This window comes from Streptomyces sp. NPDC002386, assembly GCF_053593175.1.
In genome coordinates this window covers 329,492-353,924 of the sequence record NZ_JBSFBX010000003.1, presented here as the reverse complement: position 1 = coordinate 353,924, position 24,433 = coordinate 329,492, and the positions used below count along the sequence as shown (strand labels likewise).

The 24,433-nt window shown below is 72.6% G+C and carries 21 protein-coding genes and 1 tRNA gene; 9 read left to right on the top strand and 13 right to left on the bottom strand.

The features are described 5' to 3' along the window. Positions 1-78: 78 nt before the first annotated feature. Entirely contained in the window at positions 79-3,681 is a 3,603-nt protein-coding gene (locus ACWCPN_RS08745; protein ID WP_451203581.1) for a S41 family peptidase, read from the top strand. Between the two features lie 161 nt (positions 3,682-3,842). On the opposite strand, the gene ACWCPN_RS08740 is transcribed toward ACWCPN_RS08745, so the two are convergent. From ACWCPN_RS08740 to ACWCPN_RS08725, 4 genes are all read right to left on the bottom strand, one after another. Next, positions 3,843-4,118 carry a hypothetical protein gene (locus ACWCPN_RS08740; protein WP_451203579.1) on the bottom strand — a complete coding sequence of 92 codons (276 nt, stop codon included), beginning with the start codon at positions 4,116-4,118 and terminating at the stop codon, positions 3,843-3,845. Positions 4,119-4,204: 86 nt separating this feature from the next. After that, positions 4,205-5,089 carry an SDR family oxidoreductase gene (locus ACWCPN_RS08735; RefSeq protein ID WP_451203577.1) on the bottom strand — a complete coding sequence of 295 codons (885 nt, stop codon included), beginning with the start codon at positions 5,087-5,089 and terminating at the stop codon, positions 4,205-4,207. Continuing rightward, positions 5,086-6,039: an alpha/beta fold hydrolase gene (locus tag ACWCPN_RS08730; protein ID WP_199210875.1), complete on the bottom strand. Its 954-nt coding sequence runs from the start codon at positions 6,037-6,039 to the stop codon at positions 5,086-5,088. Before ACWCPN_RS08730 ends, ACWCPN_RS08735 begins: the two co-directional genes overlap by 4 nt. Continuing rightward, the gene (locus ACWCPN_RS08725) at positions 6,036-7,565 is read right to left on the bottom strand and encodes a flavin-containing monooxygenase (RefSeq protein WP_451203575.1); all 1,530 of its coding nucleotides are present in this window, start codon (positions 7,563-7,565) and stop codon (positions 6,036-6,038) included. The genes ACWCPN_RS08730 and ACWCPN_RS08725 overlap by 4 nt, the downstream gene beginning before the upstream one ends. 189 nt (positions 7,566-7,754) lie before the next feature. Between ACWCPN_RS08725 and ACWCPN_RS08720 the strand changes: the two genes are divergently transcribed. Then, a complete protein-coding gene (locus tag ACWCPN_RS08720) occupies positions 7,755-8,375 on the top strand; it encodes a MerR family transcriptional regulator (RefSeq protein ID WP_199213551.1) in 621 nt (206 codons plus the stop codon). A 27-nt stretch (positions 8,376-8,402) separates the two neighbouring features. On the opposite strand, the gene ACWCPN_RS08715 is transcribed toward ACWCPN_RS08720, so the two are convergent. Next, positions 8,403-9,215 carry an exodeoxyribonuclease III gene (locus tag ACWCPN_RS08715; protein ID WP_451203574.1) on the bottom strand — a complete coding sequence of 271 codons (813 nt, stop codon included), beginning with the start codon at positions 9,213-9,215 and terminating at the stop codon, positions 8,403-8,405. 67 nt (positions 9,216-9,282) lie between these two features. On the opposite strand from ACWCPN_RS08715, the gene ACWCPN_RS08710 reads away from it, so the two are divergent. Beyond that, positions 9,283-9,759, top strand: coding sequence for a GNAT family N-acetyltransferase (locus ACWCPN_RS08710; protein WP_451203572.1), 477 nt, complete (start codon positions 9,283-9,285; stop codon positions 9,757-9,759). A 49-nt stretch (positions 9,760-9,808) separates the two neighbouring features. Here ACWCPN_RS08710 and ACWCPN_RS08705 read toward each other — a convergent pair. From ACWCPN_RS08705 to galU, 7 genes are all read right to left on the bottom strand, one after another. Continuing rightward, positions 9,809-9,882 (bottom strand) — tRNA-Ala (locus ACWCPN_RS08705). 93 nt (positions 9,883-9,975) lie between these two features. Next, positions 9,976-11,232, bottom strand: coding sequence for a divisome protein SepX/GlpR (sepX, locus tag ACWCPN_RS08700; RefSeq protein WP_451203570.1), 1,257 nt, complete (start codon positions 11,230-11,232; stop codon positions 9,976-9,978). A gap of 185 nt (positions 11,233-11,417) precedes the next feature. After that, complete coding sequence (locus tag ACWCPN_RS08695; protein ID WP_392295491.1) at positions 11,418-12,044, bottom strand: GNAT family N-acetyltransferase; 627 nt, start codon at positions 12,042-12,044, stop codon at positions 11,418-11,420. Positions 12,045-12,064: 20 nt separating this feature from the next. Next, positions 12,065-12,580, bottom strand: a complete 516-nt coding sequence (locus ACWCPN_RS08690; RefSeq protein ID WP_451203569.1) for a MogA/MoaB family molybdenum cofactor biosynthesis protein — start codon at positions 12,578-12,580, stop codon at positions 12,065-12,067. Then, on the bottom strand, positions 12,577-13,089 hold the full coding sequence (gene moaC / locus ACWCPN_RS08685; RefSeq protein ID WP_451203567.1) for a cyclic pyranopterin monophosphate synthase MoaC: 513 nt from the start codon (positions 13,087-13,089) through the stop codon (positions 12,577-12,579). The genes ACWCPN_RS08690 and moaC overlap by 4 nt, the downstream gene beginning before the upstream one ends. A gap of 113 nt (positions 13,090-13,202) precedes the next feature. Next, positions 13,203-14,525 (bottom strand): molybdotransferase-like divisome protein Glp, encoded by a 1,323-nt coding sequence (gene glp, locus ACWCPN_RS08680; RefSeq protein WP_451203565.1) that lies wholly within the window; start codon positions 14,523-14,525, stop codon positions 13,203-13,205. Beyond that, a complete protein-coding gene (gene galU / locus ACWCPN_RS08675; RefSeq protein ID WP_365126149.1) occupies positions 14,522-15,433 on the bottom strand; it encodes a UTP--glucose-1-phosphate uridylyltransferase GalU in 912 nt (303 codons plus the stop codon). Before galU ends, glp begins: the two co-directional genes overlap by 4 nt. Positions 15,434-15,528: 95 nt before the next feature. On the opposite strand from galU, the gene ACWCPN_RS08670 reads away from it, so the two are divergent. Further along, positions 15,529-16,149 carry a 5-formyltetrahydrofolate cyclo-ligase gene (locus ACWCPN_RS08670; protein ID WP_365126150.1) on the top strand — a complete coding sequence of 207 codons (621 nt, stop codon included), beginning with the start codon at positions 15,529-15,531 and terminating at the stop codon, positions 16,147-16,149. Between the two features lie 70 nt (positions 16,150-16,219). Here ACWCPN_RS08670 and ACWCPN_RS08665 read toward each other — a convergent pair whose 3' ends face one another. After that, positions 16,220-19,039: a penicillin acylase family protein gene (locus ACWCPN_RS08665; protein WP_451203562.1), complete on the bottom strand. Its 2,820-nt coding sequence runs from the start codon at positions 19,037-19,039 to the stop codon at positions 16,220-16,222. A gap of 181 nt (positions 19,040-19,220) precedes the next feature. Here ACWCPN_RS08665 and ACWCPN_RS08660 point away from each other — a divergent pair, with 181 nt between their 5' ends. The 5 genes from ACWCPN_RS08660 to ACWCPN_RS08640 all read left to right on the top strand — a co-directional run bounded on the left by ACWCPN_RS08660 (position 19,221) and on the right by ACWCPN_RS08640 (position 24,426). Then, positions 19,221-20,753 (top strand): potassium/proton antiporter, encoded by a 1,533-nt coding sequence (locus ACWCPN_RS08660; protein WP_451203560.1) that lies wholly within the window; start codon positions 19,221-19,223, stop codon positions 20,751-20,753. A 277-nt stretch (positions 20,754-21,030) separates the two neighbouring features. After that, a complete protein-coding gene (locus ACWCPN_RS08655; protein ID WP_451203558.1) occupies positions 21,031-22,329 on the top strand; it encodes an MFS transporter in 1,299 nt (432 codons plus the stop codon). A gap of 67 nt (positions 22,330-22,396) precedes the next feature. Then, positions 22,397-22,708, top strand: a complete 312-nt coding sequence (locus tag ACWCPN_RS08650) for an FmdB family zinc ribbon protein (protein ID WP_451203556.1) — start codon at positions 22,397-22,399, stop codon at positions 22,706-22,708. Between the two features lie 99 nt (positions 22,709-22,807). After that, on the top strand, positions 22,808-23,641 hold the full coding sequence (locus ACWCPN_RS08645) for an S-methyl-5'-thioadenosine phosphorylase (RefSeq protein WP_451203554.1): 834 nt from the start codon (positions 22,808-22,810) through the stop codon (positions 23,639-23,641). A gap of 167 nt (positions 23,642-23,808) precedes the next feature. Further along, positions 23,809-24,426 carry a hypothetical protein gene (locus ACWCPN_RS08640; RefSeq protein ID WP_451203552.1) on the top strand — a complete coding sequence of 206 codons (618 nt, stop codon included), beginning with the start codon at positions 23,809-23,811 and terminating at the stop codon, positions 24,424-24,426. The last annotated feature ends 7 nt before the right edge of the window (positions 24,427-24,433 follow it).

The following is a 24,433-nucleotide window of genomic DNA, read 5'->3' as shown; positions in this document are numbered from 1 at the left end:
GCTCCGGTCCGGTGCCGGCCCGGCTGTCACCCCGCCCCGGTCCGCTTCCGGTTGCTGGGCCCCCTCCCCCGGAAAAGCATGGGGAGGGTGAGCTATCTGCGCCTGCCCCACCTCAACGGCGACCTGCTGTGCTTCGTGGCCGAGGACGATCTCTGGCTGGCCCGCCTGGACTCCCCGGACCGGGCCTGGCGGCTGACCGTGGACCGGGCCAAGGCCGGGCACCCCCGCTTCTCGCCCGACGGCCGCCTCATCGCCTACGCCTCCTGGCGCGGCCTCGTGCCCGAGATCCACCTCGCCGGAGTGGACGGCGGACCGGCGCGGCAGCTCACGTACTGGGGCAGCGCCGACACCCAGGTGTGCGGCTGGACCCCGGACGGCGACATCCTCGCCGTGACCTCCCACGGCGAGCCCTTCTCGTACTTCACCTGGGCCTACAAGCTGACCACGGACGGCGCGCCCGGCCGCAAACTCCCCTGGGGCCCGGTCTCCGACATCCAGACCGCCGACATCGCCGGTGAGCGCAGGAGCCTGCTACTCACCGGCACCCCGCCGCACGAACCGGCCTCCTGGAAGCGGTACCGGGGCGGCGCCATGGGCCGGCTCTGGCTGCACGGGCAGCGGCTGCTGCCGGACATCGGCGGGCACCTGGACTCCCCCATGTTCGTCGCGGGCCGGATCGCCTTCCTCTCCGACCACGAGGGCGTCGGCAACCTCTACTCCTGCGCCTACGACGGCTCCGACCTGCGCCGCCACTCCGACCACGACGCCTTCTACGCCCGGCACGCCTCCAGCGACGGCACCCGGGTGGTCTACCAGTGCGCGGGCGAGCTGTGGCTCGTGGAGGACTTCGCCCCGGACGCCGTACCGCGCAGGCTCGCCGTCCGGCTCGGCGGCCAGCGCGCGGGGCGCCGCCGGCACCAGGTGCCCGCCGCCCAGAACGTGGACGGCATCTCCGTGGACGAGACCGGGCGGGCCAGCGCGGTCGTCGTCCGGGGCAGCCTGTACTGGCTCACCCACCGGGACGGCCCGTCCCGCACGATCACGGACACGCCCGGGGTCCGGGTCCGGCTGCCGGAGATGCTCGGCTCCACCGGGCAGGTGGCGTACGTGACGGACGCCGAGGGCGAGGACGCCGTCGAGATCGCCCGCCTCCCCCGCGCCTCCGGCGTCCGCGCCACGCGCCGGCTGGGCCAGGGCGAGCTGGGACGGGTCCTGGAGATGGTCTCCGACCCGCTGGGCGAACGGCTGGCCGTCGCCTCCCACGACGGACGGCTGCTGCTGATCGACGTCACGGAGGAGGAGGGCGACGAGGAAACGGAAGGGGGCGCCGCCGAGGGATCGGCGGGTTCCGGGAACGCGGGTCCCGAGGGATCGGCGGGACCCGGGAGCGCGGGCTCCGAGGGTTCGGCGGGCTCCGGGGACGCGGGGGACCCCGTCAGGTCGACGGACTCCGGGGATGCGGCGGACACCGGGGACGCGGCGGGCTCCAAGGGCGCGGCAGACCCCGGGAAGGCGGTGGACCGCGAGGGGTCGGCGGACATCAGGGGCGCAGAGGGATCCGGGAGCGCGGGCCCCGAAGGATCGGCGGACTCCAGGGACGCGGCGGACGCGGCGGACACGAAGGGCGCGGCGGGCTCCGGGGACGGGGCGGTGCCGGACGGCCGGGTCACCGAGCTGATCCGGTCCGCCAACGGGCCCGTCCGCGACCTCGCCTTCTCCCCCGACGGGTCCTGGATCACCTGGTCCCATCCGGGAATCGGCCGCTCGCTGCGGCAGATCAAGCTGGCCCGCATCAAGGACCGGCACATCGTGGACGTCACCAACGGCCGCTTCGAGGACGAGAACCCCGTCTTCACCCGCGACGGCCGCTACCTGGCCTTCTTGTCCTGGCGGGGCTTCGACCCGGTGTACGACGTCCACACCGGCGACCTGTCCTTCCCCCTGGGCTGCCGCCCGTACCTGGTGCCGCTCTCCTCGGCGACCCCCTCCCCGTTCGCCCTGAACCCCGAGGGCCGCCCGGCCGCCGGGGGGCTCGACCCCCTGGAGAACGGGGGCGGCGGGGAGACCGGCGCGGTGATCGTGGAGGTGGAGGGCCTGGAGAACCGGGTGACCCCGTTCCCGGTCGTCGCCTCCAAGTACTCGGCGCTGTACCCGGTGGCCGGCGGGGGCCTGGTCTGGCTGCGCTGGCCCATCTCCGGGGCGCTCGGCGAGACCTTCGCCAACCCGGCCGACATCAGCGGCCGCCCGACGCTCGAGTACTTCAACATCGCCAAGGCCAAGAAGTCCGAACTGGTCGACCACCTGGACTGGTTCGCGGTGAGCGGGGACGCGACCCGGCTGATGGTGGTCGACGAGGGCGACCTGCGGGCGGTGCCGTCGACCGAACCCGGCGACGGCGACACGACCGTCTGGATCGACCTGCGCCGCATCGTGCACCACGTCGATCCGCCCGCCGAGTGGCGCCAGGCCTACGACGAGGCCGGCCGCCTCATCCGCGCGTACTTCTGGGACCCCGGAATGTGCGGCATCGACTGGGACGGAGTGCTCGACCAGTACCGGCCCCTGGTCGAACAGGTCGCGTCCCCCGACGACTTCGCCGATCTGCTGCGCGAGGTCCTCGGCGAACTGGGCACCTCGCACGCCTACGTCACCGCGGCCCGCCGCAACGAGGGGCCGCCCCACTACCAGCGCTGGCAGGGCCTGCTCGGCGCCAACCTGGTCGAGCGGGACGGCGGCTGGGCCGTCAAACGCATCCTGCCCGGCGACTCCTCCGACTCCAAGGCCCGCTCGCCGCTGGCCGGCACGGGCATCCGGGAGGGCGCCGTGCTGACCCACGTGGACGGCCGGCCCGTCGATCCGGTGACCGGTCCGTACCCGCTGCTCGCGGGCTCGGGCGGGACGACGACGGAGCTGACGTTCACCCCGCCGCCGGGCGAGCCGGGGCGGGCCCGGCGGGTCGCCATCGCGCCGCTCATCGACGAGCGGCCGCTGCGCTACCAGGACTGGGTGGCCAAACGCCGGGAGGTCGTCCGGGAGTTGAGCGGCGGCCGGTGCGGGTATCTGCACATCCCCGACATGGGCGGCTCCGGCTGGGCCCAGTTCAACCGGGACCTGCGCATGGAGGTGTCCCGGCCGGCGCTGATCGTGGACGTGCGCGGCAACGCGGGCGGGCACATCAGCGAACTCGTCATCGAGACCCTGAGCCGCACGATCCTCGGCTGGGACCTGACCCGCAACGCGCAGCCGGTGTCGTACACCTCGAACGCGCCCCGCGGCCCGATCGTGGCCCTGGCCGACGAGGCGACCTCCTCCGACGGCGACATGATCACCGCCGCCTTCAAGCTGCTCAAGCTGGGTCCGGTCGTCGGCCAGCGCACCTGGGGCGGCGTGGTCGGCATGACCGGCAGGCACCGGCTCGGGGACGGCACGGTGATCACGGTCCCGATGAACGCGGCCTGGTTCGACGCCTACGGCTGGTCCGTGGAGAACCACGGCGTCACCCCGGACCTGGAGGTCCTGCGCACCCCGCTCGACTGGGCCGAGGGCCGCCACGCCCAGATGGACGACGCGATCCAACTGGCTCTGGAACTCCTCCAGACCAACCCGGCAGCCCAGCCCCCCGACTACACCGGCGTCCCCTACACCCCCCGCCCCCAACTCCCCCCGAGGCCCACCAGCTGACCAGCCAGGGGCGCTTCAGGGGCGCGGGCAACTGCGCGACAAGCCCCCACCCAACCGCACCCGAAGACGCACCCGACGACACCCCAGACACACAGCGAGGTGCCCCCCGAACGAATCGGAGGGCACCCCGGGCTGCCGATCAGGCCGAAGCCGGCGCAGCGTTACGCGTCGTAGTCGGCGTCGAAGCGGTCGTCCATCTCCCGCTCCGACTCCCCGATGTCGCGCATGTTCTGACGGCCCCGCTCGGGCTGCTGGTGGCCTCGCTGGCCCTGCCCGTGCTGACCCTGCTGCTGCCCGTGCTGACCCTGCTGCTGGCCACGCTGGCCGGCCTTCTCACGGGTGGCCTGACCGGCCTTCTCCCGGGACTGGCCGACCTTCTCGCGGGCCTGGTCCTGCCAGTCGTTGGTCTTCTCGCTGAACTGGTCCTTCATACCCATGTGGGTTCACTCCCGAAGTGGGTGGGGGTTGGCCCCCGCTGGGGCCTCGACCAGATTCACACGGCCCAACACGCTGCGCATGTCGATCAGTTACGCTGCGTAGCACGGGCCGCCTCATCGGCCTCCCCACCTGCGCCGACGAGTCCGGAACGCATCCCCTGGAGCCGGGGCGCGAACCGCCGCATCTCCCGCTGGCCGACCGTCCCGATGAGCGCCGGCAGATAGCCGCGCACCCCCTGCATGCCGCGCAGCCACCACTGCCCGTACACGTGCGCCGAGCGCCGCTCGACACCGGCGACGATCCGGTCCACCGCCGGACCCAGCGGATAGGTCTTGTTCGACGGCCACGGCAGCCGCTGCCTGAGTTCCCGCATCACGTCGTCCTGGTCGGCGCCGCGCACCATGTCGGTGTCGGTCCAGGACAGGTAGCCGACGCCCACCCGGACACCCTGGTGGCCGACCTCGGCCCGCAGACTGTGCGCGTACGCCTCCACACCCGACTTGGAGGCGCAGTACGCCGACATCATCGGCGCCGGGGTGATCGCGGCGAGCGAGGCGATCTGGAGCAGATAGCCCCGGCTCTCGACCAGCACCGGCAGGAACGCGCGGGCCGTGACCGCCGAACCGATCAGGTTCACCTCGATCACCCGCCGCCAGGCCTCCGGATCGGAGTCGATGAAGGGCCCCCCGGTCGCCACACCGGCGTTGGCGACGACGATGTCGACCTTGCCGAAGCGCGCCTTCACCTCCTGCGCCACCCGGCCCATCGCCTCGTGGTCGGTGACGTCGGCGTACCAGTGCGCGCTCTCGCTGTGCAGCCGCCCGGAGACCTCCTTGAGCGCGTCCTCCTCCAGGCCGACCAGCGCGACCCTGGCACCGCGCGCGGAGAGCTTGCGGGCGAGCAACTCGCCGACGCCGCGCGCCGCTCCGGTGACGACGGCGACCTGTCCTTCGAGGCTGACCCTGCTCATGCGCCCTCCTTGATCTGCTGCGTGACGGTGGCACGGGAGACGGCGTCCCCCGTGACGTGGGTGGTGACGAGCTCCCGGATCTTCCCGGTCACCCGCTCCGGAGCCTCGACGGGAGACATGTGGCCGACGCCCGGCAGCTCGGTGAGACCCAGGCACCGGGGCAGCGCGGCGACCAGCGCGTGGGCGTGCGCCACGGGCGTGAGCCGGTCTGCGGCGCCGTGCAGCACGGCGGTGGGCACACGCAACTCCCGCACCCCGTGGTCGAGATCGAGCGCCGCGAGCATGCCCGCCCAGGCGTGGCGCACGGTCCGCGGGCAGGCGTGCACGATGCGCGCGCACGCCTCCACCATGTGCGGGGCCGAACCGGCGCCCATGGTGCCGTACTTGAGGACCCGCATCGCCGGCGGCGTGACCGGCCCGAGCGGGGCGCGCGAGCTGAGCACGCGTCCGGTGAGCCAGGTGCGGACCCGGCCGGCCCGCAGGGGCACCACGCGCGCCTCGGCGACCAGCCGGGAGCTGCCGGTGCTGCACAGCAGGACGGCGGCGGCGTGTTCCCGGAACCGGGGACGCGCGGAGGCGGCCATGACCGTCATCCCGCCCATGGAGTGGCCGACCACGAGTGCCTTCTCCCCCGGCGCGAGGGTCTGGGCGAGCACCGCCTCGAGGTCGTCCGCGAGCGCCTCGGTGGTGCAGGCGTGGCTCGCCGGACTGCGCCCGTGCCCCCGCTGGTCGTAGGCGACGACCCGGTGGTCGGCCGCCAGTTCCCGGATCTGTGCCGCCCAGAACGCGGTCGAGCAGGTCCAGCCGTGGGCGAGCACGACCGGCGGCGCGTCCTCGGGACCGTGCACCTCGGCGTGCAGCCGGGCACCGTCGGCGGAGACCACGGTGAGGGTGCGGGCCGGCACCGGCGGGGCGTACGGGCCGGAGGCCACCGCGGTGATCCGGCTCATACGGCGGCCCCGCTCTGCTGTCCCGCCACCGGACCGGACTCGGCGGCCAGGGCGCCGGGCCGCCGGACGACCTCGTACTCGGCCAGGTCCACCCGCCGGGTCGCGCGCCGGAACTCCGCCGTCGTATCGGGCCAGATGGTGGTGTTGCGGCCGCTCGGGTCGAGGTACCAGCTCGTGCAGCCGCCGGTGTTCCACACGGTCCGCTTCATCCGCTCCTGGACCTCGTGGTTCCAGGCGTCGACGGCCGCGGGCCGCGCGTCCAGGGCGGTACGCCCTCCGAGCACGTCGAGCTGGCGCAGGTAGTCGGCCATGTAGTTGAGCTGGGACTCGATCATGAGGATCATCGAGGAGTTGCCGAGGCCGGTGTTGGGCCCGATGATCGTCATCCAGTTCGGGAACCCGGCGGCCGAGGCGCCGCGCAGCGCCCGCATGCCGCCCTTCCAGGTCTCGGCGAGCGTCACGCCCTCGGCTCCGACCACCCGCTCGGCGATGGGCATGTCCGTGACGTGGAAGCCCGTGCCGAAGATGATCGCGTCGACCTCCGCCTCGCTGCCGTCGGCCGCGACGACGGTGGAGCCGCGGATCTCGCTGAGCCCGCTCGCGACGACGTCCACGTTGGGCCGGGCCAGCGCCGGGTAGTACTCGCTGGACAGCAGGATCCGCTTGCAGCCGATGCGGTAGTCGGGGGTGAGCTTGGCGCGCAGCGCCGGGTCCTTCACCGCGCGGGCCATGTTGCGCCTGGCGAGCCGCTCGACCAGGCCGAGTTCGTCGGGGTGCTTGGTGAACGCCTGCACCTGGAGCTCCCGGATGCCCCACAGCAGTCCGCGCCTGAGCCGGGTGGTGAAGGGCAGCGCCTGGTGCAGCCGGCGTTCGGCCGCGCTGATGGCGCGGTCCATGCGCGGCATCACCCACGGCGGGGTGCGCTGGAAGAGGGTGAGCCGGCCGACCTGGCGCTGGATGGCGGGCACGATCTGGATGGCGGAGGCGCCGGTGCCGACCATGGCGACACGCTTGCCGCGCAGGTCGTAGTCGTGGTCCCAGCGGGCCGAGTGGAACACCTTGCCGGGGAAGGACTCGAGCCCGGGGATCTCGGGCGTCTTCGGGTCGGACAGCGGCCCGGTGGCGGAGACGACCACGTCGGCGGTGAGCGTGCCCCCCGCGGTCTCGATCTCCCACCGCAGCCGCTCGCCGTCCCAGCGCATCAGCTTCACCTCGGCGCCGAAGCGGATGTGCGGGCGCAGCCCGAAGACGTCGGTCACGTGCTCCAGATAGGCGCGGATGTGCTCCTGCCCGGAGAAGGTGCGCGGCCAGTCGGGGTTGGGCGCGAAGGAGAAGGAGTACAGATGGGAGGGCACGTCACAGGCGCACCCGGGGTAGCTGTTGTCCCGCCAGGTGCCGCCGACGCCGTCGGCCCGCTCCAGGACGACGAAGTCGGTGATCCCCTCGCGGCGCAGCCGCACCGCGGCCCCCAGTCCGCCGAACCCGGACCCGATCACCGCCACCCGTACATGCTCGTGCTCGGCCATCCCGAAGCCTCCACGCATCGCCTTGGACTCTGCCAGTGAACACTGGCGCAATGGGACTGTAGAGCAGCGGCGTACCGAGCGGTAGGGGGTGAGAAAGGGAAAGTTACCGGCGGTACAACATAGGCTGCGACCGTGACGGACGACGGCGGACACGAGGTCGGGCAGGACGGCGGGGCACGCGAGTACCGCATGGAGGAACTGGCCCGCCTGGCCGGCATCACCGTGCGCACGCTGCGCTTCTACCGCGAACGCAAGCTGATCCCGCCACCCCGCCGGGAGGGCCGCATCGCCTGGTACGACGACCACCACCTGGCCCGGCTGCGCACCATCGCGGCGCTCCTGGAACGCGGCCACACCCTCACCGGCATCGCGGAACTCGCGGAGGCCCTCGACCAGGGCCGCGACGTCGCCGACCTGCTCGGCGTCGGCACCCCCACCGAGGAGGAGCCGGTCCGCCTCACCCCCGAGGAACTCGCCGCCCGCTTCGAGGGCGAGGTCACCCCGGAGAACCTGGCCGCCGCCATGGACCTGGGCTATCTGGGCACCGACGGCGACGAGATCGTCCACATCAGCCGCCGCCTGCTGGACGTCTCCTCCGCCCTGGTCCGCGAGGGCATACCCCTGGCGGAGGTCCTGGCGGCCGGCGAACGCGTCCGCGAACACGCCGACGCCCTGGCCGCCCTCTTCACCGACATGATCCTCCGCCACGCCCCCGAGGAGGACCTCCACCGCCTGCGCCCCCTGGCCCGCAGCGTGGTGGAGGCGGAACTCTCACTGGCCCTGGACCGGCGGATCAGCAAGCGGGGCTGAGCCGGCCGGCAGGGGCCGTCAGGGCCCTCAGGAGCCCTGGAGGTCGTACACGACGGTCACCGGCGCGTGGTCGCTCCACCGCTCGGCGTGGGTCGCCGCGCGCTCGACGAACCCCTTGACCGCCCGGTCCGCGAGCCCCCGCGTGGCCAGGTGGTAGTCGATCCGCCATCCGGTGTCGTTGTCGAAGGCCCGCCCCCGGTACGACCACCAGGTGTACGGGCCCTCCACGTCCGGGTGCAGGGCGCGTACGACGTCCACGTAGCCGCCGTCCTCGGCGGTGAGGACCCGGGTGAGCCAGTCCCGCTCCTCGGGGAGGAAGCCCGAGTTCCTGGTGTTGCCGCGCCAGTTCTTCAGGTCGGCCCGCTGGTGGGCGATGTTCCAGTCACCGCAGACCACCACGTGCCGCCCGTCGGCGGCGGCCCGCTCGCGCAGCCCCTTGAGGTGGACCAGGAACTCGTCCATGAACCGGACCTTCTCGTCCTGGCGCTCGGTGCCGACCTCGCCGGAAGGGAGGTAGAGGGAGGCGACGGTGACGCCGGGCAGGTCGGCCTCCACGTAGCGCCCGCTGCCGTCGAACTCCTCCGAGCCGAAGCCGATACGGACGCGGTCGGGTTCGCGGCGCGTGTACAGCGAGACGCCCGCGCGGCCCTTGGCGGCGGCCGGGGCGTGCACGACGTGCCAGCCGTCGGGCTGCCGGACCTCCTCGGGCAGCTGGTGCGGCTCGGCGCGCACCTCCTGCAGGCAGACGACGTCCGCGGAGGTCCGGGCGAGCCACTCCACGAAGCCCTTCTTGGCGGCGGCCCGCAGTCCGTTCACATTCACCGAGGTCACAGTCAGCACCCGGGCACGATACCGGCACACTGGTCGAGGTCAGTTTTTCCCTATGCATAGAAGTACGATGCCCAGCATGAATATACGTCGTGTTCGTTTCGACCACCCCGACGCCGTCAAGCTCAACGACGTCGTCCAGGAGGAGTACCACCTGCGCTACGGCGACGGCGGCGACGCCACGGTGCTCGACGCCACCGACTTCGACCCGCCCCGGGGCGCTTACCTGATCGGGTACGACGAGCACGACCGGCCGGTCGCCACGGGCGGCTGGCGCAGCCAGGACAGCAACGGCGAGGGCAACGAGAACGGCGACGCCGAGCTCAAGCGCATGTTCGTCGTCGAGGGGATGCGCGGCCTGGGCCTCGCCCGCCGCATCCTCGCGGCCCTGGAGGAGGACGCGCGCACGGCCGGCCGCGTCCGCATGGTCCTGGAGACGGGCACCAAGCAGCCGGAGGCCGTCGCCCTGTACACGTCGAGCGGTTACGAGCCCTGCGCCAAGTTCGGCTACTACCGCCACTACGAGGAGAGCCTCTGCTACGCGAAGCGGCTGTGAAAACGATGAAGCCCCAGTCGACTTTCGCCGACTGGGGCTTCATGCTGCGTGGACCTGAGGGGATTTGAACCCCTGGCCCCCTCGATGCGAACGAGGTGCGCTACCGGACTGCGCCACAGGCCCTTGCAACGAGTGAAACTCTAGCATCCCCGTCGGGGTGCTTGGAAATCCGTTCCCTGACTGGTCAGGGGCGGGCTTCCAGGGGCGTGCCGGCTGTCACTCGTTGGCCGCGCGCGGGCGGTCGCCGTCCTCGTACTGGTCGAAGAGCGGGGTGCGTCCGCGTTCGCGCGTCCGGCGTGCGGAGGCCGTGCCGCGCGAGCGGGACCGGGCGGGCGGAACCGAGTCACCGCGACCCTCGGCCGGCTCGCGCTCGGCGGCCTGCCGGTCCGCCTCGGCGTCGGGTGCGTGGCCGTCCTGCTCCGGGACGAGGGGGCCCGAGCGCGCCGAGCTCCAGGTGTCGGGCGCGCCGAGGTCGACGTCGGAGGTGGCCCGGGGCGCGACGGGTGCGGTCACGTACGTGGGCAGCGGCACGGGTACCGGGTCCCAGCTGTCCCCGTGGCCGGGCCGGCGCTGCCGCTCGCGCTGCTGGTCGACCCATTCGGCGTGGTCGGTCTGCTCGACGAGGGCGCGGCGGTCGGCGGCGAGGGCGGACATACCGGTGTCGGTCCCGGTCGCGGGCTCCTCGTCGGGTTCGCCGGCCGCCGGCTCCGCGTCGACGGACGCGCGCCGCCGGGGCTGGCGCTCGCGCAGGCTGCGGGCGGCGTCCTCGGCGCGGCGGCGGTCCATGTGGTAGGCGAACCGGCGGCGCTCCTGCGCGCGCAGGTACCCGATGTAGCCGCTGAGCATGAGCGCGGGTACGCCGGGTGCCCAGAGGAAGGCGAGGCCGCCGACGGCGGCGACGATGGCGCCCGCGGTGAAGGCGATGAAGAGCATCACGGTGGTGCGCCGGCGGCGCGCGAGCACCTTCGAGCGCCGGGCACGCGCTGCGGCCGCCTGGGCCGAGGCGGTGTTCCGCGGGGCGGGCACCCGGGCCTGCGCGGGCACGGACACGGAGCCGGTCGTGGACGCGGACTTCGGCGCGGGTGTGGATCTGGACGTGACGGAGGACGACTTGGGCGCCGGGATGCCGGGCTTCTCGGGCGCCGGTCCGGCCGGGGCCGCCTGCTCCGGTTCGACGTCGGCACGTACCTGACGGCGGGTCGGAGGCATGGCGAAGGACCGGACGTCCACCGAGTCGGTGACGGCGTCCGGTTCACCGGTGTCCGGCTCCCCCTCCTCGGCGGAGCGCGCCCGCAGGTCCTTGGCGTACCGGCGCTCCATGCCCGCCCGTCCGGACAGCAGCCGGATGGCGGTGCTGAAGCGTTCCGTCGGACGGGCCTCGTTCAGCTCGTCCTGCCTACGGAGCCACATCGGCACCAAGTAGGCGGCCCAGGCCCCGACGATGACTGCGTAGATGAGGCCGCTGCTGCTCACGTCTCACACGGTAGAGGGGTTTGCGTGAGGCCATCCGCCAATTGGGCCGGTGTGTCGCACGATCCGGCTGATATTTCGAGCTTTTTTTGCGACCGATGCGATCAGCGGACCACAGGAAGTCGCGAATTGAATGTGCCGAGACGGTCGCCGTGCGATCAATTTCGAACACATATTCCATTTCGGGGTCAGGCGGGATTCCGGGGAGTGTTCTCCCGCCGCGCCCGCTCGGATCGTGCCCGCTGCCAGCGCGCGAGCAGACCGTCGGGCACCTCCTCCGCCGTGAGCGCGTAGACGAGATGGTCGCGCCAGGCCCCGTCGATGTGCAGATAACGCGGCCGCAGCCCCTCCTCGCGGAATCCGAGTTTCTCCACGACCCGGCGGCTGGGCCGGTTCTCGGGGCGAATGCAGACCTCCACGCGGTGCAGACCGACGCTACGGAAACAGTGGTCGACCGCGAGCGCGACCGCCGTGGGCATCACCCCGCGCCCGGCCACCCCCTCGTCCACCCAGTAGCCGACGTGACCCGAGCACATCGACCCCCAGGTGATCCCGGCGACCGTCAACTGCCCGACGAGCTGCCCCTGGTACTCGATGACGAACGGCAGCATCCGGCCCGCGTTGGCCTCGGACCTGAGGTGCCTGACCATCTGCCGGTAGGTCGGCCGGTGGGTGATCGGACCGCTGGGCGTGGGCGGCGGGATGGTCGCCTCCCAGGGGCGCAGCCAGTCGCGGTTGCGCCGGTTGACCTCGCGCCAGACCCGCTGGTCGCGCAGCTTTATCGGCCGGAGGACGACATCGCCGTCCGCCAGCACGACGGGCCAGGACGGGCTGTTCAGCTCGCACCCCCAGGGCCGGCCCCGGGTCTGGGGTGGTCGCCGCCGCGGATCTGGTCGACGGCGTGGACCAGCAGCGGTTCCAGGACGGCGAGGCCGTCCCGCACCCCGCCGCTGGAGCCCGGCAGGTTGACGATCAGCGTCCCCCGCGCCACCCCGGCCAGTCCGCGGGAGAGCGCGGCGGTGGGCACCTTCTCCCGTCCGAACGCCCGGATCGCCTCGGCGATGCCCGGCACCTCCCGGTCGATCACCTGCCGGGTCGCCTCGGGCGTGCGGTCGGTGGGCGAGATGCCGGTGCCGCCGGTGGTGACCACCACGTCGTAACCGGCCGCCACGGCCTCCCGCAGCGCCTCCGCCACCGGGTCCCCGTCGGGCACGACCCGCGGGCCGTCGACGGCGAACCCGAGGCCCGCGAGGCCCTCGGCGACCAGGGGGCCGCCCTTGTCCTCGTAGACCCCGGCGGCGGCCCGGTTGGAGGCGGTGACGACCAGCGCGCGGTACGGCCCGGCGCTCATGCCCGGCTCCAGTCGCCCGACTTGCCGCCCGTCTTCTCCTCGACCCGTACGTCCGTGATGACCGCTCCCTTGTCGACCGCCTTGACCATGTCGATCACGGTGAGCGCGGCGACCGTCACCGCGGTGAGGGCCTCCATCTCGACGCCCGTGCGGTCCGTCGTCCTGACGGTGGCCTCGATCCGCACGGCGTCGTCCGCGACCGACAGGTCCAGTTTCACACCGGACACCGACAACGGGTGGCACAGCGGGATGAGGTCCGGGGTGCGCTTGGCGCCCATGATGCCCGCGATGCGCGCGGTGGCCAGGGCGTCGCCCTTGGGGACGCCCTCTCCGCGCAGCAGCTCGACCACCCGGGGTGACACCAGGACCCGGCCGCTCGCGCGAGCGGTGCGGGCGGTCACGTCCTTGCCGGACACGTCGACCATGCGGGCCGCGCCCGCCGAGTCGATGTGCGTCAGTCGGTCCTGTGCGGCGGCTCCGGGGGTGTCCCCCCGGGATGGCTCAGTCATGCTGTGTGGCGCTCCCGGTCCGGGCCCGTGGCGGTGCGGTGCGCGGGCCTGCTGTGCGCGACACGGTACCGCCAAGCCGGGCCGGGCACCGGGCCAGGCCCCCCGGGGGCGGCTCAGCCGAGCAGCACGACCTCCACCTCGGTGCCCGGCTCGACGGACTCCACGTCCTCGGGGACGACGATCAGCGCGTCGGCGTGCGCCAGGGCCGCGACCAGGTGGGATCCGGCGCCGCCCACCGGGCGCACCGTGCCGTCGGCGTGGCTGCCGCGCAGGAACTGCCGTCGTCCCTTGGGGGAGCGCAGCGGCCCGTCCGCGGTCAGGGTGGCCCTCACGCGGGGCCGGTGGACGTCCTCCAGGCCCATCAGGGTGCGGATGGCGGGGCGGACGAACAGCTCGAAGGAGACGTACGACGAGACCGGGTTGCCGGGCAGGGCCAGCAGGGGGGTGTGGTCGGGGCCGATGGAGCCGAAGCCCTGGGGTTTCCCGGGCTGCATGGCGAGCTTGCGGAACTCCACCCCGCTGCCCGGCTCGTCCTCGTCCCCGGCGTACGACAGCGCCTCCTTGACGACGTCGTACGCGCCGACGCTCACCCCGCCCGTGGTGACCATCAGGTCGGCGCGGACGAGCTGGTCCTCGATGGTGGTCCGGAGGATGTCGGCGTCGTCGGCGACGGCGCCGACCCGGTAGGCGATGGCGCCCGCGTCCCGGGCGGCCGCGGTGAGGGCGAAGCTGTTGGAGTCGTAGATCTGGCCGTTCGCCAGTGCCTCGCCGGGCTGGACGAGTTCGCTGCCCGTGGACATCACGACCACGCGCGGGCGAGGGCGCACCCGCACCGTGCCGCGGCCGACGGCGGCGAGCAGCGCGAGCTGCGGCGGGCCGAGGACCGTCCCGGCCTCCAGGGCCAGGTCGCCGGCCTTCACGTCGCTGCCCTTGGCCCGCACGTGCGCGCGCGCCTCGGCGGGGCGGTGCACGCGCACCTGCCCCTCGGCGCCCTCCGGTGCCAGGCTGCGCGACCGCATCCCGGTGACGGGCCCCTCGCCGAGCCCGCCGTCGGTCCATTCGACGGGTACGACGGCCTCGACGCCGGGCGGCAGCGGTGCGCCGGTCATGATGCGGGCGGCCTGGCCGGGCCCGACCCGCACCGGCTCGCCCGCGCCCGCCGCGACGTCGCCGACGACCTCGAGGACGGCCGGGAACTCCTCACTGGCGCCCGCGATGTCCGCGACCCGTACCGCGTACCCGTCCATGGAGCTGTTGTCGAACGGCGGCAGGGAGACCGGAACCGTGACGTCCTCCACCAGGACGCAGCCCTGGGCTTCGAGCAGTTGCAGCTCGATGGGTTCGAGGGGGCGGACGCCGGCGAGGATGTCGTCCAGGTGGTCGTCCACCGACCACAGGTCGTCCGGGCCGGCGGGGCGGGTCGCGGCGCTGCTCAACGTTGCTGCATCTCCTCGGCTACGTAACTGCGGAGCCAGGTCCGGAAGTCCGGGCCCAGATCCTCACGTTCGCACGCCAGTCTGACAATGGCACGCAGGTAGTCGCCACGGTCGCCGGTGTCGTAACGGCGGCCCTGGAAGACGACGCCGTGCACCGGGCCGCCGACCTTCTCGTCCTCGGTGAGCTGCTGGAGGGCGTCGGTGAGCTGGATCTCGCCGCCGCGGCCGGGCTCGGTCTTGCGGAGTATGTCGAAGACGTGCGGGTCGAGCACGTAGCGGCCGATGACCGCGTAGTGGGAGGGGGCGTCGGCCGGGTCCGGCTTCTCGACCAGCCCGGTCACCTTGACCACGTCGCTGTCGGGGGTGCTCTCCACGGCCGCGCAGCCGTAGAGGTGGATCTGCTCGGGCGCGACCTCCATGAGGGCGATGACGCTGCCGCCGTGCTGCTCCTGGATCTCGATCATGCGCTGGAGCAGCGGGTCGCGGGGGTCGATCAGGTCGTCGCCGAGGAGCACCGCGAAGGGCTCGTGGCCGACGTGCGGGGCCGCGCACAGCACGGCGTGGCCGAGGCCCCTGGGGTCGCCCTGGCGCACGTAGTGCATGGTGGCCAGGTCGCTGGACTCCTGCACCTTGGCGAGCCGCTCGGCGTCGCCCTTCTTCTCGAGCGCCGATTCGAGCTCGTAGTTGCGGTCGAAGTGGTCCTCGAGCGGACGCTTGTTGCGTCCGGTGATCATGAGAACGTCGTCGAGCCCCGCCGACACGGCCTCCTCGACCACGTACTGGATCGCCGGCTTGTCCACTACCGGCAGCATCTCCTTGGGAGTGGCCTTGGTGGCCGGCAGGAACCGGGTGCCGAGGCCTGCTGCGGGGATGACAGCCTTGCTGATCCTGGGGTGCGACTGAGTCATGTCCGCAACCTTATCCGGTGCCTTTGCAAGGAATCTGAGGCTCCGGTCACTTGGCACTCATATGAGCACATTGGGAAAGGGGTGCGGGACGACCAGTGGAACACGACGGACGCACGGCCGAGCCTGACAAGCGAACGTTGCGGCGGGAGTTCCTCGCGGTGAGGAACAGGTTGCCGGAGGATGTCGTCCGGGATGCGGGCGAGGCCCTGGCCGGGCGCGCTCTGGAGCTGCCCGAACTGGCGGCTGCGGGCACGGTGGCGGCCTACGTCTCCGTCGGCCCGGAGCCGGGCACGGCGGCCCTGCTGGACGCCTTGCGCGCGCGAGGCGTGCGCGTCCTGCTCCCCGTCCTCCTGCCGGACAACGATCTGGACTGGGGGGAGTACACCGGCGCGGACCGCCTCGCGCGGATCCAACATGGCGGAAAAATGGCCCTGTTCGAGCCCTCCGGCGAGCGTCTCGGCCCGGCCGCCGTGACCGGCGCGGACGTCGTCCTGCTGCCCGGGCTCGCGGTCGACGCGCGCGGGATGCGCCTGGGCCGCGGCGGTGGGTCGTACGACCGGGTGCTCGCGCGCCTGGAGCGGGCGGGTGCGGGGCCCGCGCTCGTGGTGCTGCTGTACGACACGGAGGTCGTCGAGCGGGTCCCGGCGCAGGCCCACGACCGGCCGGTGCACGCGGTGGTGACCCCTTCGGGCGTGCGCCGCTTCACCGGGGCCTGAGCGGGGCGCGAACGCCGGACGGCCCTCCGCGCGCGTGTGGAGGGCCGTCCGGCGTTCGTGCGTCAGGGGGTCACGGCCTGAGGACGAGGGTGTCGCTCGTGCTCTTGCCGACCGCCCCGTCCGAGTAGGCCCAGGGCAGCAGTTCGCCCTTGGCCCACTTGCCCGTCTGGTCCGTGTAGTGGGCGCTGAAGGCGTGCCCGGAGGCGCCGGTCAGGTTGATCCACCTGGACTTGTCCAGGTCGGCGAGGTTGACCACCATCCGCATGGACGGCACCCACACGACGTTGTAACCGCCGGCGGCGTTCCAGCCGGAGGCGTTGACGGTGGCCTCGCCGCCGCTGAGCTTCCAGGGGCCGCGGTTGAGGATGTACTGCAGTGCCTTGGGGCCCCCGGTGCCGAGCGTCTGGTTCTTCAGGAACAGGCGGTGCAGCCGGCCCCAGCTCCAGGTGTCGATGTCCTTGCCGAGCTTGGAGGTCAGCTCCCAGCGGGCGTCGATCATGGCGCGGGCGAACAGGGAGTCGCGGTCGGTGGCCGCCGGGCGGGTGCCCCGCTCGGGCGTCTTCCACCAGTCGCTGTCCGGCTTGTCCATCAGCGTGCGCACGACCTCGAACCAGCGGTCGCCGCCGTCCGGCTGCGCCTGGTCGGCGTCGCGCTCACCGCACTCGCGGACCTTGCCGTCGTCGTCGACCGGCCCGGTGCTGTCCGCCTTGTCGACCCACAGGCACTGGCCCTTGACGCGCAGCTCCTTGGGGAGCTTGTTGCCGAAGGCGAGCTTGAGGACGTTGCGCCAGACGGCGTTGAAGTAGGCGGCGGCGGCCGAGTCGGCGTCCTGGGTGTAGTCCCAGCCCTCCAGCAGCTTCTGGGCGTCGCGGACGGACTTGTCGTCCAGGTTGATCTTCAGCAGCTTGGGCACCAGCAGCTTGGCGATCTCGCTGCTGTTGTCCATCTGCATCTGCCGCATGTCGTCGGTGGAGATCTTCCCGCCGTCCTTGATCTTGGACTCGATCAGGTCGGTGATGCGCTGGCTGCGGGTGCCGTAGCCCCAGTCGGTGGTCAGCGTGTAGGGGTACTTGTCCTTGTCGACCACGGCCTGGTTGGCGGTGACGATGTAGCCGCGCTCGGGGTCGTACTCGTAGGGCAGCTCGTCGTCCTTGATGAAGCCGGTCCAGCGGTACTTGGCGTCCCAGCCGGGCACCGGGACGGAGCCGTCCGCGGCCGAGGTGCGGGTGGGGATCTTCCCGGGCAGCGTGTAGCCGATGTGGTTCTTGGTGTCGGCGTAGATCAGGTTCTGCGAGGGCACGTCGAACAGGGCGGCCGCGGACCGGAAGTCGCTCCAGCCGGCCGCCTTGTCGAGGGCGAACACGGCGTCCATCGAGGTGCCCGGGTCCAGTGCGGTCCACCGCAGGGCGATGCCGTAGCCGTCGCCGCGGTCGGGGGCCGCGGTGTTGACGCCGGCCCGCCGGCCGACCTGGACGAGTTCGTCGTCGCGGTCGGACAGCAGGGGCATGCCGTCGGCGGTCTGGCGCACGACGATCTTCTTGGCCTCCCCGCCGGCGACCTTGATGGTCTCCTCGCGGGTCTTGAAGGGCCGCACCTTGCCGTCGTACAGGTAGCCGTCGCCGGAGACCTTCTCCAGGTACAGGTCGCTGACGTCGACACCGGAGTTGGTCATGCCCCAGGCGATGTCCGCGTTGTGGCCGATGATCACACCGGGCATGCCGGCGAACGTGTAGCCGGTGACGTCGTACTGGCACTGGGCGGAGACGCTGCGGCAGTGCAGACCCATCTGGTACCAGACGGACGGCAGCGACGCCGACAGGTGCGGGTCGTTGGCGAGCAGCGGCTTCCTGGTGATCGTGTGCTTGCCGGAGACCACCCAGGAGTTGGAGCCGATGCCCTGGCCGTTCACGCCGACGGCGGCGGGGACGTCGTCGAGGACCTTGTAGAGGCCGGCGAGCTGACTGGTGAGGGCCGAGCCGGCCGTGCTCTGGGTGCCCGTCGTTCCGGTGCCGGTGCCCGTGCCGCCCGTCGTGCCCTGCGAACCGGTCGTGCCCGTCGTGCCCTGGGATCCGTTCGCGGCGCCGCCCTGCTGGAAGGTCCTGGACAGCTCGCCGTACTGCCCCTCCTGCACGATCGGCTTGTTGCGGCCGTAGGGGTACTCCGGGTAGAGGTCCGCCATCTGCTGCGGGTCCAGGCGGCTGGTCATCAGCGCGCGGTCGATCTCGTCCTGCATGTTGCCGCGCAGGTCCCAGGCCATGGCCTTCAGCCAGGAGACGGAGTCGACGGGGGTCCACTCGACGGGCCTGTAGTCGTTGCTGAAGCCCAGGGCGGCGTACTCGAGGGAGATCTCCGCGCCGTCCTTGCCCTTGAGGTAGGCGTTGACACCCTTGGCGTAGGCCTGGAGGTACTTCTTGGTGGAAGCCGACAGCTTGGTGTCGTACTCCTGCCGGGCGACCCGGTCCCAGCCGAGCGTGCGCAGGAACTCGTCGTTCTTCACCTGGCTCTTGCCGAACATCTCCGACAGGCGTCCGGAGGTCAGGTGGCGGCGCACGTCCATCTCGTAGAACCGGTCCTGCGCCTGGACGTAGCCCTGCGCCATGAACAGGTCCTCGTCGGAGGAGGCGTAGACCTGCGGGATGCCGTTGCCGTCGCGTTTGACGTCGACGGGGCCGGAGAGGCCGTCGAGCGTGATCGAGCCCTTGGTCTGCGGGAAGGAGGCCCGGACCGTACTGATCGACCAGTACGACCCGTAGGCGATGCCGCCGATGATGGCCAGGACGAGCACCAGCACGAGGAGCCGGGCTTTGCGCCCCTTCTTCCTCCCGGTCGGGCTGGGCGCGACACCCGTCGTGGCGGTGTCACCCGTTGTGGCGGTGGTGTTGGGGGGCATCGCTGTCCTTGCTGTCCTAACGCGAGCGGCAGGCGGTCCTGGAGTGCTGGAGCAACCATAGGCGCAGGGCCCTGTCGCGCTTGACGCGGAGTCGGGAACCGGCACGCACGGGCGTTCGATCTTGCCTCGGCAAGCGTCAAGAAAGCGTCAAGAGTTAGGTAAGGTAACGAAGTAACCGGAGATGCAAGGGGAGGAACCGCCGCTGAACGTCCACCACCTCAACCAGCTCCTGCTCGTCTGCTCCGTCGTCCTCCTCGTCGCCGTCGCGGCCGTCCGGATCTCCTCGCGCAGCGGGCTCCCCAGCCTGCTCGTCTACCTCGGCATCGGCGTCGTCATGGGCCAGGACGGCCTCGGCCACGTGGGCTTCAACAGCGCCGCGCTGACCCAGGTCATCGGGTACGCGGCCCTGGTCGTGATCCTCGCCGAGGGCGGTCTGGGCACGAAGTGGAAGGAGATCCGGCCGGTTCTGGCCTCGGCCTCCGTGCTGGCCCTGGTGGGCGTCGGGATCAGCGTCGGGGTCACGGCGGCGGGCGCGCACTACCTGGTGGGGCTGGACTGGCGGACGGCGCTGATCATCGGCGCGGTGGTGTCGTCGACGGACGCGGCGGCGGTCTTCTCGGTGCTGCGGCGCATCCCGCTGCCCGCGCGCGTGACGGGCACGCTGGAGGCGGAGTCCGGTTTCAACGACGCCCCGGTGGTCATCCTGGTCGTCGCCTTCGCCGCGACCGGTCCGGTCGAGCACTGGTACGTCCTGGTCGGCGAGATCGCGCTGGAACTGGCCATCGGCGCCGCCCTGGGCCTCGCGGTGGGCTGGTTCGGCTCCTGGGGCCTGCGGCACGTCGCGCTGCCCGCCTCCGGCCTCTACCCGATCGCCGTCATGGCGATCGCCGTCACCGCGTACGCGGCCGGTGCGCTGGCCCACGGCAGCGGCTTCCTCGCCGTCTACCTGGCCTCGATGATGCTGGGCAACGCGCGGCTGCCGCACTGGCCCGCCACCCGCGGCTTCGCCGAGGGGCTCGGCTGGATCGCCCAGATCGGCATGTTCGTCCTGCTCGGTCTGCTCGTCACCCCGCACGAGCTGGGCGACGACGTCTGGCCGGCGCTGGTCATCGGACTGGTGCTGACCATGGTGGCCCGGCCGCTGAGCGTGGTGGCCAGCCTGACCCCGTTCCGGGTGCCGTGGTCGGAGCAGGCGCTGATGTCGTGGGCGGGGCTGCGCGGCGCCGTGCCCATCATCCTGGCGACCATTCCGATGGTGACGGGGGTCGGCGGCAGCCGTCGCATCTTCAACATCGTCTTCGTGCTGGTCGTCGTCTACACCCTCGTCCAGGGACCGACCCTGCCCTGGCTGGCGCGCAAGCTGCGGCTGGGCGAGCAGGGCGAGGCCTCGGACCTCGGCATCGAGTCGGCGCCCCTGGAGCGGCTGCGCGGCCATCTGCTGTCCCTCGTGATCACCGAGGGCTCCCGGATGCACGGCGTCGAGGTCAGTGAGCTGCGGATGCCGCCGGGCGCCGCCGTCACGCTCGTCGTCCGCGAGGAGAAATCGTTCGTCCCGCTGCCCACGACGGTGCTGCGGCACGGGGACGAACTCCTCGTGGTCGCCACCGACCCGGTACGGGACGCGGCGGAACGGCGGCTGCGCGCGGTCGCGCAGGGCGGCAAGCTGGCGGACTGGCTGGGCGCGGGCGGTGCCGGGACGGGCGGCTCCCGTTAAGTGGAGGTTTCGCACCCTTCACACCGCCCGGAATCCCAGGTGACAGTCCCCGTGGTGCTCGTTTTCACAGGTCCGCGATGCGGTGATCCCTGTACGATGAAGGCGCACCCTGATCGAACCAACTCTGCCTGACGCAGAGCTGGCGCGACCGTATGGCGGCCGGGTCGCCCCCACACATCGGGCACCGGTATCTACCGCAGTTCCGCGCAAGAGGACAGCTCTCGGCGCCCGGACCCGTACGGGACGCGCGCTACCAGGCGGCAGAAAGGCACGGGCCGTGGGATCCACGGTCACCACCTCCGACCCGGAGAAGACCTCGCCGGCGCCGCCCCGCCCCGGATACGGCCAACTGCTGCGCACCCGCGGCGCCTGGACGTTCCTGCTCCCCGGCTTCGCGGCACGCCAGCCGTTCGCGATGCTCACCATCTCCATCGTGCTGCTGGTGCAGCACACCACCGGCTCGTACGGTGCCGCCGGCGCCGCCGCGGCCGCCACCGGCGTCTCCATGGCGCTGTTCGCCCCCTACAGCGGCCGCCTCGCCGACCGCTACGGGCAGCGTGCCGTCCTCGTCCCCGGTGTCCTGGTGCACACGCTGTCGGGGCTGACCCTGACGGCGCTCGCGCTGGCACACGCCCCGCTGTGGGCGCTGTTCGTGGCGGCCGTGCCGACCGGCGCCTCGGTGCCGCAGGTCGGCCCGATGGTGCGGGCGCGCTGGGGCGTGAAGCTCCAGGGCTCGCCCCTGATGACCACGGCGGCGGCCTTCGAGTCCGTCACCGACGAGCTGACCTTCGTCTTCGGTCCGCTGCTGGCGACCGCGCTGTGCACGGCCGTCACCCCGTCCGCGGGTCTGGTGACCGAGGCCGCGCTGACCCTCGTCGGCGGCCTGCTGTTCGCCGCGAGCAGGAGCACCCAGCCGCCGGTGAGCACCGAGAGCGGGCACGCGCGCGTGCGGCACGACTCCGCCCTGCGCGTCCCCGGCGTGCGCGTGCTGGTCGTGACGTTCCTGGGCATCGGGGCGGTCTTCGGCGGCATGCAGGTGTCGCTGGCCGCGTTCACCGAGTCGATCGGCGAGCCCGGCCTGAACGGCGTCCTGTACGGCGTCTTCGCCGCGGGCAACATGCTCTCCGGCATCGTCTGCGGCGCCGTCGCCTGGAAGGCCGCGCCGCAGCGCCGACTGGTCCTCGGCTACGCCGGGCTCGCGCTGACCGCGTCGGCGCTGTGGACGGCGCACTCGGTGCCGCTGCTGGCCGGGCTCGGCCTGCTGGTCGGCATGTGCATCGCACCGTCCCTGATCACCGGCTACACCCTGGTCGAGGGACTGGTCCCGGCCGAGGCCCGGACCGAGGCGTTCACCTGGCTGACCGGCGCCGTCGCGCTCGGCCAGGCGGCGGCGGTCACGGTCGCCGGCCAGCTGGAGGACCGGCTGTGGGACGGTGCCGGATTCCTGGTGCCGATGGCCGGTACGGTGCTCGCGCTGGTCACTCTGGTGGCCCTGCGTTCACGGCTGGCCGCCCGCTCGCAGAGCCGCACGGTCGCACGTGGCGTCGGTCACCGCGTCCCCGTGACGGTGGACTGATCCCCGGGAATACGTCACTATGGACCGTCGTTAGCACTCATCGAGTGAGAGTGCCAGGAGGAAGACAGTGCCGACCTACCAGTACCAGTGCACCGAGTGCGGCGAGGGCCTCGAGGCGGTGCAGAAGTTCACCGACGACGCCCTGACCGAGTGCCCCGGCTGCGGTGGCCGCCTGAAGAAGGTGTTCTCCGCCGTCGGCATCGTCTTCAAGGGCTCCGGCTTCTACCGCAACGATTCCCGCGGCTCCTCGTCGAGCAGCAGCCCGGCGGCGAAGCCGTCCTCGGCCGGCTCCTCGTCCGACGCGAAGTCGCCCTCGACGGCGTCCTCGTCGTCCTCGACGACCTCGTCGTCCGGCTCCACCAGCACCTCCGCGGCCTGAGCACCCGCTCCCGGGCCCTGCCGTCACGCGACGGCGGGGCCTTCGGCGTACCCCGGCACCGGCCCCACGGCCCCGTCCCGGGCAGCTAATCTGCTCGTCATGGCGAACGCAGAGATCGGCGTAATCGGCGGCTCGGGCTTCTACTCGTTCCTCGAGGACGTGACCGAGGTCCAGGTCGACACCCCCTACGGGCAGCCCAGCGACTCCCTCTTCCTCGGTGAGCTGGCCGGCCGGCGGGTCGCCTTCCTGCCCCGGCACGGCCGCGGCCACCATCTGCCGCCGCACCGCATCAACTACCGGGCCAACCTCTGGGCACTGCGCTCGGTCGGCGTCCGCCAGGTGCTCGGCCCCTGCGCGGTGGGCGGGCTGCGCCCCGAGTACGGACCGGGCACCCTGCTCGTGCCGGACCAGTTCGTCGACCGTACGAAGTCCAGGACGCAGACCTTCTTCGACGGGCTGCCGCTGCCCGACGGCACGGTGCCCAACGTGGTGCACGTGTCCATGGCCGACCCGTACTGCCCCGCCGGGCGGGCCGCCGCGCTCAAGGCGGCACGCGGCCGGGACTGGGAGCCGGTGGACGGCGGCACGCTGGTCGTGGTCGAGGGGCCGCGCTTCTCGACCCGCGCCGAGTCGCTGTGGCACCGGGCGCAGGGCTGGTCGGTGGTGGGCATGACCGGCCATCCGGAGGCGGCGCTCGCCCGTGAACTGGAGCTCTGCTACACGTCGCTGACCCTGGTCACCGATCTGGACGCGGGCGCCGAGAGCGGCGAGGGCGTCTCGCACGAGGAGGTGCTCGAGGTGTTCGCGGCCAACGTGGACCGGCTGCGGGACGTGCTGTTCGACGCGGTGGCGGCACTGCCGGAGACCGGGGCGCGGGACTGTCTGTGCGTGAACGCGCTGGGCGGGATGAATCCGGGGTTCGACCTGCCGTGAGCCGGCCGGTGGTCGCCGGCGGACTGCCGCGTCCAACGGCGACCACCCCATCGGGTGGGCGAGTTGTCCACAGTCCGCCGGCCGTCCACCGGCGCCGACGGCGTTCGGCCCGAGGCGTCATCGTGGCACCGCAAGCCGATCTCCCTCGTCGCCGGCGGTGATTTCCCATGGCCCTGACCTCCTCGCACCCCGCGTCCTGCGCGTACCCCCCTTCTTCCGCGCCCTCTTCCCCGCCCTCCCCCGCCCCGCCGGCCGTCCGGCTGCCCCGTCCGCTGGGCACCGACGCCCCGGCGACCTGTGAGGTGCCGCCCTTCGCCCCGGTACGGGTGCGCGGCGGGCGGTACGGGCTGGAGCGGCTGGTACGGCGACGCGGGCAGGCCCTGGCGGCCGGACTCGTCGTCACCGCTGCCGCGCTGGTGGCGGCGGGCCCCCGGACCTCGGGCGAGCCGCACCGGGCCGACCGGGCCCGCGGGCATCCGGTCACCCGTCCCGTGCGGGCCCCTCGGGCGGCGGACCTGGTGACGGCGCCGGTGCGGATCGCCGACGCCGCCACCGTGCGGCTGCTGCGGCCGGGCGACCGGGTCGACGTGATCGCCGCCGAGGACGCGTCGGCCGGGGGCGCCGCCCGGGTGCTGGTGCGCGGCGCGCGGGTGACGAGGGTCCCCGAGCCCCTGCCGGGGGCGGCCGAGAGCGGGGCCCTGGTCGTGCTGTCGGTGCCGCGGTCCGCCGCGGCGGGGCTCGTGGGCGCGAGCGCCACCGCGCGGCTGGCGGTGACCCTGTGCTGAGCCGCGC